This is a genomic window from Miniimonas sp. S16 (genome assembly GCF_057748195.1).
The window spans coordinates 836641-849175 of sequence record NZ_CM173242.1; the positions used below are offsets into that span (position 1 = coordinate 836641).

At 75.4% G+C, this 12535-nt stretch carries 11 protein-coding genes; 4 read left to right on the forward strand and 7 right to left on the reverse strand.

Annotated features, from left to right (window positions below; genetic code table 11):
• Positions 1 to 15: 15 nt before the first annotated feature.
• Both AC3AQ1_RS03755 and AC3AQ1_RS03760 read right to left on the reverse strand, forming a co-directional pair.
• Positions 16 to 1071: an ABC transporter permease gene (locus tag AC3AQ1_RS03755; RefSeq protein WP_234417744.1), complete on the reverse strand. Its 1056-nt coding sequence runs from the start codon at positions 1069 to 1071 to the stop codon at positions 16 to 18.
• Positions 1064 to 2011, reverse strand: a complete 948-nt coding sequence (locus AC3AQ1_RS03760; RefSeq protein ID WP_108717871.1) for an ABC transporter ATP-binding protein — start codon at positions 2009 to 2011, stop codon at positions 1064 to 1066. The genes AC3AQ1_RS03755 and AC3AQ1_RS03760 overlap by 8 nt, the downstream gene beginning before the upstream one ends.
• 268 nt (positions 2012 to 2279) lie before the next feature.
• Between AC3AQ1_RS03760 and AC3AQ1_RS03765 the strand changes: the two genes are divergently transcribed.
• Both AC3AQ1_RS03765 and AC3AQ1_RS03770 read left to right on the forward strand, forming a co-directional pair.
• Positions 2280 to 3575 carry a DUF4921 family protein gene (locus AC3AQ1_RS03765; RefSeq protein WP_108717872.1) on the forward strand — a complete coding sequence of 432 codons (1296 nt, stop codon included), beginning with the start codon at positions 2280 to 2282 and terminating at the stop codon, positions 3573 to 3575.
• 30 nt (positions 3576 to 3605) lie between these two features.
• Entirely contained in the window at positions 3606 to 4667 is a 1062-nt protein-coding gene (locus tag AC3AQ1_RS03770; protein ID WP_108717873.1) for an NAD-dependent epimerase/dehydratase family protein, read from the forward strand.
• 18 nt (positions 4668 to 4685) lie between these two features.
• On the opposite strand, the gene AC3AQ1_RS03775 is transcribed toward AC3AQ1_RS03770, so the two are convergent.
• From AC3AQ1_RS03775 to AC3AQ1_RS03795, 5 genes are read right to left on the reverse strand one after another with little or no spacing between them, the layout of a single operon-like run.
• Positions 4686 to 5879 carry a cysteine desulfurase family protein gene (locus tag AC3AQ1_RS03775; protein ID WP_108717874.1) on the reverse strand — a complete coding sequence of 398 codons (1194 nt, stop codon included), beginning with the start codon at positions 5877 to 5879 and terminating at the stop codon, positions 4686 to 4688.
• Positions 5876 to 6136: a hypothetical protein gene (locus tag AC3AQ1_RS03780; protein ID WP_108717875.1), complete on the reverse strand. Its 261-nt coding sequence runs from the start codon at positions 6134 to 6136 to the stop codon at positions 5876 to 5878. The genes AC3AQ1_RS03775 and AC3AQ1_RS03780 overlap by 4 nt, the downstream gene beginning before the upstream one ends.
• Positions 6137 to 6179: 43 nt before the next feature.
• Positions 6180 to 7136 (reverse strand): aminoglycoside phosphotransferase family protein, encoded by a 957-nt coding sequence (locus AC3AQ1_RS03785; RefSeq protein ID WP_108717876.1) that lies wholly within the window; start codon positions 7134 to 7136, stop codon positions 6180 to 6182.
• A 13-nt stretch (positions 7137 to 7149) separates the two neighbouring features.
• Positions 7150 to 7995 (reverse strand): electron transfer flavoprotein subunit alpha/FixB family protein, encoded by an 846-nt coding sequence (locus AC3AQ1_RS03790; protein WP_108717877.1) that lies wholly within the window; start codon positions 7993 to 7995, stop codon positions 7150 to 7152.
• On the reverse strand, positions 7992 to 8828 hold the full coding sequence (locus AC3AQ1_RS03795) for an electron transfer flavoprotein subunit beta/FixA family protein (protein ID WP_108717878.1): 837 nt from the start codon (positions 8826 to 8828) through the stop codon (positions 7992 to 7994). Before AC3AQ1_RS03795 ends, AC3AQ1_RS03790 begins: the two co-directional genes overlap by 4 nt.
• A gap of 123 nt (positions 8829 to 8951) precedes the next feature.
• Between AC3AQ1_RS03795 and glgX the strand changes: the two genes are divergently transcribed.
• Together glgX and AC3AQ1_RS03805 are read left to right on the forward strand one after the other, a co-directional pair.
• Entirely contained in the window at positions 8952 to 11291 is a 2340-nt protein-coding gene (gene glgX, locus AC3AQ1_RS03800; protein WP_108717879.1) for a glycogen debranching protein GlgX, read from the forward strand.
• Positions 11288 to 12514, forward strand: a complete 1227-nt coding sequence (locus tag AC3AQ1_RS03805) for a hypothetical protein (protein WP_108717880.1) — start codon at positions 11288 to 11290, stop codon at positions 12512 to 12514. The genes glgX and AC3AQ1_RS03805 overlap by 4 nt, the downstream gene beginning before the upstream one ends.
• The last annotated feature ends 21 nt before the right edge of the window (positions 12515 to 12535 follow it).

Consider the following 12535-nt stretch of genomic DNA (forward strand, 5'->3'; position numbering starts at 1 on the left):
CGTCCGCTCCCCCGCTCACCGCAGCCTCCTCGTGAACGTGCGTCCGGCGATCGTGCCGCCCACGACGGCGAGCGCCACCAGCACACCGACGTGCACGACGACGAGCCTGCCCGGCGTCGGCGCGCCGTAGGACAGCACACGCCCCAGCTCGGCCCCGTGCCACACGGGCGAGATCCAGCCGATCCACTGCAGGTACACCGGCAGGGTGGTCAGCGGGTAGAACGTGCCGGAGAAGAGGAACAGCGGCATGAAGATGAACCGCTGGACGAGCGCGAACTGGCCCTTGTCCTCGGTGAGCGAGGCGGAGTACGCGAGCAGCGGCAGCCCGAACGCGAGCGCCGCGAGCGCACCGGTGAGCACCGTGAGTGCCCCGAGCAGGGGCCGGTCCACCGCCCCGAAGAGCACGATGGCCAGGTAGTACACCCCTGTGACGAGCAGGATCCGGAAGGTCACCGCGAGCACCATGCCGCCCAGCAGCTGGCGCGGGGAGACCGGGGAGGCGTTGATCGCGAAGAACGTCTTGTGCCACCTGAAGCCCCCCATCACGGTGTAGGTGAACTCCTCCTGCGTGACGCTCACGCCCGCCGTGACGAGGAGCGCGGGGGCCACGAACGTCACGTAGTCGACCGGGCCGTTCGCGCCGTCGGCCACCGTGGCGTCGATGACCGCCGCGAGGCCGAGCCCGAGACCGAGCAGGTACAGCAGCGGCGAGCCGATCGCGCCGACCAGCAGCGTGCCGCCGTAGCGGCGCATCTGGACGACGAACGACTCGGTGACGTACCACCAGCCGCGACGCCGCGGGACGACGCCCCCGGCGAGGGCGGCGGCGGTGCGGGTGGCCAGGGGCTCGTCGACACCGAGCGCGTTGACGCGCAGCCGCGTGCCGTCCGAGGCGCGCGTGGTGTCGATCCTCGCGCGCTCGACGTACGCGGCGCCGTCGAGGTCGGTGGTCGAGCCGCCCGTGGGCGAGCCGCCCGTCGTCGGGGCGCCCGTCGTCGGGGAGCCGGTGGTCGAGCCGGTCGTCGGGGCTCCCGTCGCCGAGCCTGCTCCCGGCCTGATGTCGTCAGTCAACGAGCGACCTCCCCGTCAGTCGCAGGAACACGTCCTCGAGGCTCGAGCGGCGCACCAGCGACGTGGTGGGCCGCAGCCCGCGCTCGACGACGCGCTCGAGCGCGCCCTCGCCGTCGGGCGTGTAGACGAGCAGGCGGTCCGGCAGCACCTCGACCCGCTCGGCGAGCCGGCCGATCGCGGCGACCTCCTCGGCGGCGGCCGCGTTGCGGTCCGACCCGAACCGGACCTCGAGCACCTCACGGGAGGAGTAGCGCCGGATGAGCTCCGCCGGCGAGCCCTCGGCCATGATCGAGCCCTTGTCCACGACGATCAGCCGGTCGCACAGCTGCTCGGCCTCGTCCATGTAGTGGGTCGTGATCACGAGCGTGGTGCCCTGCTCCTTGAGCCGGAACAGGCGGTCCCACAGCACGTGGCGGGCCTGCGGGTCCAGGCCGGTGGTCGGCTCGTCGAGCATGAAGATCTGCGGCGTGTTCATGAGCCCGCGCGCGATCGTGAGGCGTCGCTTCATCCCGCCCGAGAGGTCGTCCGCCTTGGCGCCGGCCTTGTCCTGCAGCTGCGCGAACGCGAGCAGCTCCTCGGCGCGCTCGCGGCAGACCGCGCGCGACAGCCCGAAGTAGCGGCCGTAGAGCACGAGGTTGTCGCGCGCCGTGAGCTCGGTGTCGAGGTTGTCCTCCTGCGGCACCACGCCGAGCTGCGAGCGGATCTCCGGCCCGTGCGTCTCCGGGTCCAGACCCAGCACCGAGAGCTCCCCCGCGGTGCGCCGCGACACGGCGCTGATCATGCGCATCGTGGTCGACTTGCCCGCGCCGTTCGGCCCCAGCAGGCCGAAGGACTCACCGGGCGCGACGTCGAAGTCGATCGCGTCGACCGCCGTGAACGCGCCGTACGTCTTCGTCAGGCCGCGCGCGCGGATGACCGGTTCGGGGGATGTCTGAGGCACGCTCGGACGCTACCCGGCGGCTCCGACATCGTCGAAACCGACTCCCGGGTGCCTCCGCGCGTCGCGGCCGGACGCCCGCCCCCCGGCCCGCGTGACCGCGTGCCTGCGCGCGTCGCGGTCTGGCAGCCGCCTCCGGCAGGTTCGGTCACGGTTCGGTAACGGCACCCGCTCGCTCGTGACGAGGGCAACCGTGAATCGTTGCGATGTTGTGACCGCGGACCCCCGCCGCGTGGCGCGAACTCTCAGGTTCCGCTGGAATCCTGGACGCATGGCGCATCCCCTGGTCCGGCTCGCGGACGGCACGGTGATGCAGGTGGGACCCCTGACGGGGACACAGGTCTGGTCGGTGCCGGGGCGTTCGCACCGCCCGCTGGACCGGGCCCAGGTGCCGCACGAGGCTCTCGAGCCGGGCGCCGCGAGCCGACTGTGCGCGTTCTGCTCCGACCGCTACCTCGAGACCACGCCCGAGAAGTCCCGACTCGTCCGCACCCCCGACGGCGCCCGGATCGACCGGCGCCGCCTCGCCTCGCACCTGTTCGACGACGTCGCGCAGGTGCGCCGGTTCGCCAACCTCTTCGAGATCGTCTCGACCACCTCCTGGCGGGTCAACCACGGCTTCATCCCGAGCGCGGACACCGTCGCCTGGGCCACGGCCTACCTGGCCGAGCCCGAGGGCGAGGCCCACGTCCGCGACCTCCTGCACCACCGCGCGACGAGCGCGGGCGTGGTCGCCCCCGCCGCCGGGGACGCCGCAGCGCTGCTGGAGGCGACGGTCGACCTCCTCGCCGGCTCCCACGACGTCGTGGTGGCGCGCCGGCACGTCGTCGACGGCGCGACGCACACCGACCGGCTCGCATCGGCGGGCACGCTTACGCCGGCCGAGCACGCCGACTTCATCGCGTTCACGGTCGACACGCTCGCCGACCTCTACGCGCGCCAGCCCGCGGCGCGGTACGTGGCCGTGTTCCAGAACTGGCTGCGCGAGGCCGGCGCCTCGTTCGAGCACCTGCACAAGCAGCTCGTCGCGATCGACGCCAACGGCCCGCAGCTCCAGCGCGAGGCGGGCATGCTGCGCGAGGACCCGCTGCTGTACCAGCGCGCGGTCGTCGACCTCGCGCGCGGGGACCGCCTCGTGATCGCCGCGAACGACCACGCCGTCGCCCTCGCCGGGGTCGGGCACCGCTACCCGGGCGTGGAGGTCTACTCCACCTCCGACCGCCAGCTGCCGTGGGAGCACACCCCGCAGGAGATGCGCGGGTTCTCCGACCTGCTGCACGCCGTGCACGCCGCGACCGGGCCGGCCGTGCCCACGAACGAGGAGTGGCACCACCGCCCGCCCGAGCTGGCGGCGCCGATGCCCTGGCGCGCGGTGATCAAGTGGCGCGTCCACGTGCCCGCAGGCTTCGAGGGCGGCACCAAGATCTACGTCAACACGATCGACCCCTGGACGGTCCGCGAACGCGTGGTCACCGAGCTGCTCGCGCTGCGCGAGGAGGGCGCCGTCGCCCCCCTGCGGATCGGCGACGAGGTGACGGCCGCCGACCTGCGGCTGCGCTACGCCTGACCCGCCCCCGGGATCTGCCAGGCTTGGACCATGCGGATCGTCGTCGTAGGTGCCACGGGCAACATCGGGACAGCGCTGCTGCGGGCGATCGCCCAGCGCCAGACGGTGACCAGCGTCGACGCCGTCTCGCGGCGCGGTCCCGGGCGCCTGCCCGACCTCGGGGGCGTCGCCCGGGTCCGGCACCACTGGCTCGACGTCGCCGGCCCCGACTCCTCCGGCGCCCGCGCGCTCGCCGACATCGCCATCGGGGCGGACGCCGTCGTGCACCTCGCGTGGTCGGCGGAGCGCTCGGCGACCGCGGCCACGGCCGCGAACGTGGCGATCACCCGCTCCGTGCTGCGCGCCGCGACCCGCGCGCGACACCTCGTCGTGGCCTCGTGCGCGAGCGTCTACGCCGCCTCGTTCGGCGACGAGCCGCGGGACGAGACCTGGCCGACGACCGGGATCGCCGACTCGCCCCTGTCCCTGGACAAGGTCGGTCTCGAGCGACTCGTCGACGAGTTCTCCAACCGCCACCCGCGCGTGGTCGTCACGCGGTTGCGGCCGGCGATCACGCTGCAGGAGGCCGCCGGCGCCGAGCTCGTGCGCCGGCACGCGGGCCTGTTCCTGCCGCGCGTCGGGCTGGGCGAGAAGGTGCCGCTGCTGCTCTGGCCCGAGGGGCTCGGGCTCCAGGTCGCGCACGCGGACGACGTCGCGGCAGCGCTCGTCTCCGCGGTCGAGCGCCGGGTCCCGGGCGCGTTCAACGTCGCCTCCCCCGAGGTGCTCGACGGCGAGCAGGTCGCCGAGGCGATCGGCGCCGCACGCCTCGTGGAGGTCTCCCGCTCGCTCGCCCGGACGACGCACCGCGCCGCCTGGTGGGCGCACCTCGTGCGCGCCCGACCCGAGTGGCTGGACACGCTCGCCGGCCAGCCCGTGCTCGACACGACGCGTGCTCGCGACCTGCTCGGCGTCGTGCCCACGTGGTCGGCCGCGGACGTGCTCGCCACCGCGGCCCGCGGCGTCGCGCAGCGGCGCGAGGGCTGGACGCCCGCGCTCTCGCGCCACCACGAGCCGGCCCAGGAGGCCGGCGAGGAGCAGGCGGGCGAGGAGTAGCCGCCCGACGAGGGCGCCTCAGCCGGCCGCGTGCCGCGCGGCCACCGCACCCGCCGCGCGGGCCCGCTCCACCGCGCGCGGCAGCACCGCGAGCGCCCGCTCCACGTCGGTGGCGGTCGAGGTCCAGCCCAGGGTGAGGCGCAGCACGCTGCGCGCTAGCCACTCGTCGTCGCCGACGGCGAGCATCACCTCGCTCGGCTGGGTCACCCCCGCGTGGCACGCCGCCCCCGCGGACGCCTGCACACCCCAGGAGTCCAGCGCGAACAGCAGCGCGTCCACGTCGGCGCCCGGGAGGGTGAGGTGCAGGAAGCCGGGCAGCCGCGCGTCGGCGGCGTTGACGCGCACGTCCGGCACGCTCGCGCGCACGCCGCGCTCGAGCTCGTCCCGCAGGCCCGCGAGCCGCGCGGCCTCGGTCTCGAGCTCGGCCACCGCCTCCTCGATCGCGACGGCGAGCGCGGCCGCGAGCGCCACCGGGACCGTGCCGGACCGCACCCCGCGCTCCTGCCCCGACCCGTGGATCACCGGTGCGAGCGGCGTGGTGCGCTGGACCAGGAGCGCGCCGATCCCCGCGGGAGCGCCGAGCTTGTGCCCCGAGAGGCTGAGGGCGTCCAGGTCGCTCGCCCCGAAGTCGACCGGCACGTGACCCACGGCCTGCACGGCGTCGGCGTGCACGAGCACGGCGTTCCCCGCTTCCCGGCGGACCGCGGCGACGACCGCCTCGACCGGCTGGATCGCGCCCGTCTCGTTGTTCGCCACCATCACGCTCACGACGGCGGTCTCCCGCGCGTGCGCCGCGAGCTCCGCCTCGAGCGCGGCGACGTCGAGCACGCCGTCGGGCCCGACCGGCGCGACGACGTGCGTGCCGCCGTGCACCTCGGCCACCGCGCGGCCCGCGCCCCGCACCGCGGCGTGCTCGACGGCGGAGGTGACCACCCGCCGTCGAGCCGGGTCCGCGGCGCGCGCGGCGAGGTACCCCCCGACCACCGCGAGCGTGTCCGCCTCGCACCCACCGGAGGTGAGAACGACCTCGGCGGGCTGGGCCCCCAGGGCCGCGGCGATCCGCTCGCGGGCGTCCTCGAGGGTGCTGCGGGCCGCGCGGCCGGCACCGTGCAACGAGCTCGGGTTGCCCACCCGCTCGGCAGCGCGGGCGAGGGCGGCCAGCGCGGCCGGACGGACCGTCGTGGTCGCGGCGTGGTCGAGGTAGACGCTCACGGGCCGGTCGAGCCGGTCGGGCCGGTGTCCGCGTCGTTCGTCACCTCGCGCCGCACCACGTAGGAGCTGCCGTCGGGGCGCTCCACGCGCTCGAGCGTGGACTGCAGCCGGCGCTCACGGTCGCGCTCGACGTCGGTCACGGGCGTGGCCAGGTCGTGCCGCGAGAGCTGCGCGGGTCCGAAGAAGCGCCGCGCCATCCGGTAGAGGCGGCTCTGACCGCTCCACCGCGGGGGCTGCTCGCCGGTTGCGGAGGTCATCGGGCCACGCTCCCACACCGTCCGGGTCGCGTCGAGCGCGTGCTCATCGCAGCCGTCCGGCGAGCCACGCGACGCACACCTGCCCCTGCGCGCGCTGGAACGCCCGCAGGTGCGGGATCCCGGGCGGGGGCGGCTCGAGCGAGGAGGCCACGAAGTAGCCCGCGAGCGCCACGCCGAACGCGGTCACGGCGTCGGGGTCCGCGGCGCGCGCGAGCGGGTGGTCGGCGAGCACGTCCTCGGGCGCGGGTCCGCCCTCCAGGCGCAGTGCCGGGAGCCAGCCGAGCAGGTCGCAGAACGCGGCGCCGCGCGCGGCGTGCGGCCAGTCCACGAGAACCGCCTCGCCGTCGCGGGTGAGGAGCACGTTGTCGCCCCGGACGTCGTGGTGCAGGAGCGTCTCGCCCGCGACCGCCGCGGGCCAGCCCGCCTCGAGCACGGCCAGCCGCTCGAGGTTCGCGGTCACCCACGGGTCGTAGGTCGCCAGGCCGGCCGCGTCGCGGGTCCCGCCCGCGAGCTCGCGCCACCCGTCGAAGCCCGTGCGGTCGGCGAGGGCGGGCAGCCCGGCCGGCGCGGTCACGCCCGCGAGGCGCGTGAACACGCGCGCGACGGCGTCGACGTCGGCGCGCACCCAGGGCACCCGGGGGTGGCGGCCGTCCACGACGTCGAACGCCAGCACGACCCACGGCACGTCACCCTGACCGTCCTCCCCCGGGAGCACCGCCTCCTCGACCCAGCGCAGCCGCGGCGTCGGGACCGCCGCGGGCAGCGAGCCGGCGATGACCGCCTCGCGGCGGTGGAACCGCAGCGCGTCGGGGTTGACCGCGCCGTCCGCGGCCTTGACGAACAGCCGCTCGCCGTCGGCCGCGGTGAGCGTGAGCGCCGGTCCGGGCGAGTAGCCCGAGTCGTGGCTCGCCCAGGCGACCACGGGCCGGCCCAGGCGCGCCTCGACGAGGCGACGCACGCCGTCGGGCAGCTCGGGCCACGTGGGCCGCCGCCGGGTCACGCGGTCCGCCGGGTCAGCCGCGCCGCGCGCGGACGAGCTCGGCCGCCCGCGTGAGGATCTCGCCCGCGTCGCCCACGATCGCGAGGTCCGCGGTCTGCATGAGAGGGGCGTCGGGGTCGGTGTTGACGGCCACGATGACCTCGGCGGCACGCATGCCGAGCATGTGGTGCGGCGCGCCCGAGATGCCGGCCCCGATGTAGAGCCGCGGCGCGATCATCGTGCCGGTCTGGCCGACCATGGCCTCGTGCCCGATCCAGTCCTCCTCGACGATGTCGCGGGTCGCGCCGACCGCCGCGCCGAGCGCGTCCGCGAGGGCGCGGACCGGCTCGAGGTCGCCGGCGAGGCCGCGACCGCCGGCCACCACCGCCGCCGCGTCCGCGAGCGCCACGCCGTCGCGCTCGTGCTCGGTGCGCGCGAGGACCTCCACGTCGCGCCCCACCGCGGCGGCGTCCGGGACGGCCACCTCGTGCGCGACGACGTCGGGCACCTCGCCGTCGTCGGCCACCGGGGCCGCGAGCACCACCGCGGCACCGCGCACGTCGCACGTGACGTCCCAGGTCCCGCCCAGCTCCCGCTTGTCCGCGCTCACCCCGTCCGGGGTGCGGCGCGCCGTGTGCGCGTCGGCCACGATCCCGGCGCGAAGCGCGTGCGCCACGAGCGCCCCGACCTCGCTCGCCCAGCGCGAGACGGGCAGCAGCACGACGTCGGCGCCCACCTCGCGCGCGAGCGTCACGATCGCGGTGGCGGCCTGGGCGGACGTCCCGTCCGGGGTCACGGTGTGCACGTCGCCGAGCCGGGCGGCCAGCCGCGCGAGGTCGCCGGGCACCTCGCCGTGCGCGGCGGCGACGACGGCGCTCACGCGCCCACCTCAAGCAGCCCGCGCGCCGCGAGGAAGTCGACCAGGGCGGCCGCGCCGTCGCGCGTCACCACCTCCGGTGCCGGCCGCGGCGGCCGGGGTGCGGCCTGCGTCACGACGGCGCGCGCACCGGCGGCGCCGACGCCGCCACGCTCGCCGGGCTCGAGTCCGAGGTCCGCGGCCGTGAGCACCCGCAGCGTCGCCTTGCGCGCCGCGAGCATCGTCTGGAAGCTCGGCACCCGCAGCGAGGCGATCGTGTCGGTCACCGAGACGACGGCCGGCAGCGTCGCGCGCAGCGTCTCCTCCCCCGCGTCGGTATCGCGCGAGACCGTCACCGCGGCGCCCTGGCTCTCGTCGCCCGGCGTGATCTCGACCGAGTCCGCGAACGACGCGACCGGCCAGCCGAGCTCGGCGGCGACGAGCGCGGGGACCACGCTGGACAGGCCGTCCAGGGCGGCCATGCCGGCGACGACCAGCCCGACGCCACCGTCGCCGTCGCCCTCCTCCTGCGCCAGCAGGCGGACGGCCGCGGCCAGGACGCGCGCGGTCCCGACGGCGTCGCTCCCCGCGAGCGCGTCGTCCAGCACGTGCACGCCGAGGCTCGCACCGACCTGCAGCGCCTTGCGCACGACGCCGGCCGCCGACGGCGGACCCATGGTCACCGCGACCACCGTCGCCCCCAGGGCGTCACCCGCGCGCAGGGCGGTCTCCAGGGCACCCTCGTCGATCTCGTTGAGCACCGCGTCGCGCTCGGTGCGCACGAGGCGGTGGTCGTCGCCGAGCCGGCGGTCGGAGACGATGTCGGGCACCTGCTTGACGAGAACGACGACACGCATCCCCCTAGCCTGCCAGGCGCGCCGTGGTGCTCGGGCGTTCCGTCCTCGGGTCGGTCGCGCCCGCGACGCGCGAGGTGAACGTTCTCGCCGCCCACAGCCGCGAGTGCGAGGATGTGCCCTGCCATGACAGCGCTCCCGCACGCCTCCCTGCCCGACGAGCCCGAGGGTCCTGACCGCCTGGTCGACCCGCTCGTCGAGCTGTCCGGCGCCCGGATCCTCGACCCGGCGCCGCTGGCCTCCGCGCCCGCGCGCTCGCTCGCACGCCTGGGCGCGCACCCGGTGGGCGACGGCATCGACGTCGTGGTGTCGGTCGGTCAGGTCCGCGCCGTCGACCTCGTGCTGCTGCACGGTCCGCGCGAGGCGCTGCGCGAGGAGCGGATCGGCCTGCTGCGCGCCCGGCACGGCCTCTGGCACGCGCACGTGCCCGACGTGCGCCCCGGCCAGCGGTACGGGTTCCGGGTGCACGGGGACTGGAACCCCGCGGCCGGTGCGTTCCACAACCCGCACAAGCTCCTGCTCGACCCGTATGCGCGCGGCATCGACGGCGAGGTCGAGCTCGTCCCGGAGGTCTTCGGGCACCGCGTGCAGGACGTGCGCGCCACCCACCACGGCGTCGCCACCATGGACACCCGCGACTCCGCGCCCTACGTGGCGCACGGCGTCGTGCTGGACCACGAGGACGCCGAGACCACGCAGGCCCGCCTCGACCGGCGCCCGCGCACCCCCTGGGCCCACACCGTCGTGTACGAGGCGCACGTGCGCGGCCTCACGCTGCAGCGGTACGACATCCCGCAGCAGCTGCGCGGCACCTACGCCGGGCTTGCGCACCCGGCCGTGATCGAGCACCTCGTCCGGCTCGGCGTGACGACGCTCGAGCTGCTGCCGATCCATGCCTCGTTCACCGAGCACGCGATCGCCGCACAGGGTCGGCAGAACTACTGGGGCTACTCCACGCTCGGGTTCTTCGCGCCCGAGCCGCGCTACGCGACGGCGGCGTCCCGGGCCGCCGGGCCGGGCGCCGTCGAGGCCGAGGTCAAGGCGATGGTGGACGCGCTGCACGACGCAGGCATCGAGGTGATCCTCGACGTCGTCTACAACCACACGGCCGAGGGCGGCGTCGATGGGCCCCTGCTGAGCCTGCGGGGCCTGGACAACACCGGCTACTACCTGCACGACGGCGGCACGCCCGCCCGGTACGCCGACGTCACCGGGACCGGGAACTCCCTGGACTTCCGCCGCCAGCAGGTCGTCAAGCTGACGCTGGACTCGCTGCGCCACTGGGTCGGCGAGATCGGCGTGGACGGGTTCCGGTTCGACCTCGCGGTGACGCTCGCCCGGCGCGCCGGAGAGTTCACCCCCGACCACCCCTTCCTCGTCGCGATGGCGACCGACCAAGTCGTCGGGGACGTCAAGCTCATCGCCGAGCCGTGGGACGTGGGCCCGTCGGGATGGCGCACGGGCCAGTTCCCGCCGCCGCTGCACGAGTGGAACGACCGCTTCCGCGACGCGGCGCGCCGGTTCTGGCTCGCCGACGCCCGCGCGCTCGCGCACGGCGACCAGGGGGCGCCGCACGACCTGCGCGACCTCGCGACCCGGCTGTCCGGGTCGGCCGACATGTTCCACCACTTCGACCGCGGCCCGACGGCGAGCGTCAACTACGTGACGGCGCACGACGGGTTCACGCTGGCCGACCTCGTCGCGTACGACCACAAGCACAACGAGGCCAACGGCGAGAGCAACCGCGACGGCAGCGACAACAACCTCTCGTGGAACCACGGTGTCGAGGGCCGGATCGAGGCGGGCGCCCCCGGCTCGGACCTGCTGCCGATCCGCCGTCGCTCGATCCGCAACCTGCTCGCCACGATGATCGCGGCCGCGGGCACGCCGATGATCACCGCGGGCGACGAGTTCGGCCGGACGCAGCAGGGCAACAACAACGCCTACTGCCAGGACTCCGAGATCTCGTGGGTGAGCTGGGACCTCAACACCTGGCGCGAGGAGCTCCTGGCGACGAGCCGCTACCTGCTCGAGCTGCGTCGCGCCAACCCGGCGCTGCGGCCCACCCGGTTCGCCTACGGACGCCCCCGCTCCAACGACCCGTTCATCGATCTGGCCTGGTTCGCCGAGGACGGCGCCCCCATGGAGGGGCACGCCTGGCACAACCCCTACCGCCGCGTGCTCCAGATGCGCCGGGCGGGAGGCGCCGCGATCGACCCGCGCGCCGCCATCGCCCACGAGATCGCCGGCGCCCGGGACTTCCTGCTCGTGCTCAACGGGGCGCTCAACGAGGTCGACGTCACGCTCGCTCCCGCCCGCGGCCGCGGCTGGGACCTCGTCTGGGACTCCGTGTGGGAGACGCCCGCCGAGCTGCGCGACGCCGCCGTGGCCGGGGCGCTGCACCCCGACGCCGGCGAGGTGGTCCCGGTCGAGCCCCTGAGCATCCGGTTCTACCTCTCACGATGACGCTGCCCGACGGCGAGCCGGCCCTGACGCGTCGGCAGTGCGAACGCTTCTTCCGGCGCCAGGGCCTGCCGCTGCTGGTGGAGGAGCACTCCCTCGGCCGCGACGTCTTCGGCCGCTCGGCGCCGTTCCTGCTCGTCGTCGGCGTGCTCGAGGTGGCGGCGTCGATCAGCAGCCGGTGGTCGCCGTGGCAGAACGCCCTCGCCGTGCTCGGCGGCCTCGCGCTGCTGAGCGGGAGCTACGCGCTGCTCAACGTGCTGCGCGGGCGCCGCGCCACGAGCCTGCCGCAGTCCGTGCGGGCGCCCGAGCTCACGTTCTTCGTGCTCGTCCCCGGTCTGGTCGCCGGGCTGCTGGGCGGGTCGTGGCGCTCCGCCCTCGTCCTGGTGGGGGCCAACCTCGCGATCCTGCTCGCGCTGCGGGTCCTCGTCGGGTTCGGCCTGCTGCAGACGCTGGGCTGGGGCACGGCACGCCTGGCCGGACAGCTCGGCACGTCGCTGCGGCGGCTCGTGCGGCTGCTGCCGCTCGTGCTCGTCTTCTCGATCGTGCTGTTCTTCACCACCGAGCTGTGGCAGGTGTTCGACACCATCTCCGGACAGGCCGACGTCGCCCTCGCGGCTTTCTTCGTGCTGCTCGTCGTGGTGCTCACCGGGGTCGGCGCGCGGCGCGAGGCGGACGCCGTGCTCGAGGAGGCGCGCGGCGAGGTCGCCCCCGAGGCCACGGCGTTCAGCGTGCCCCAGCGGCGCAACCTCGTCGCGATGGTCGCCGCCACCCAGCTGCTCCAGGTGCTCGTGGTGAGCATCGCGACCGGGGTGTTCTTCGCCGTCGTCGGCCTGCTGGCCATCACCCCCGAGCTGCGCGAGGTGTGGGGCGTCTCCGGCGGCTCGTGGTCGCTGCCCGTGACCTTCCTGGGCACCGACCTCGTCCTGGACCAGACGCTCGTGCGGGTGTCGCTCGCCCTGGCGACCTTCAACGGGCTCTACTACGCGATCAACGTCCAGGTCGACGCCGTGTACCGGACCGAGCTCGTCGACGACATCGCCGCGCAGCTGCGCCGCGTGGTCCGGGTGCGGGCGCACTACCTCGGCCTGGTCGGGGGCCCGACGACGACGAGCGCGACGGCGACGAGCGCGGCGACGACGAGCGCGGCGACGACGAGCGCGACGGCGACGAGCGCGGCGACGACGGCGACGGCAGCGAGCGCGGCGCGCTCGGACGCCACCGCCTGAGGAGCTGCCCCGACCGCACTC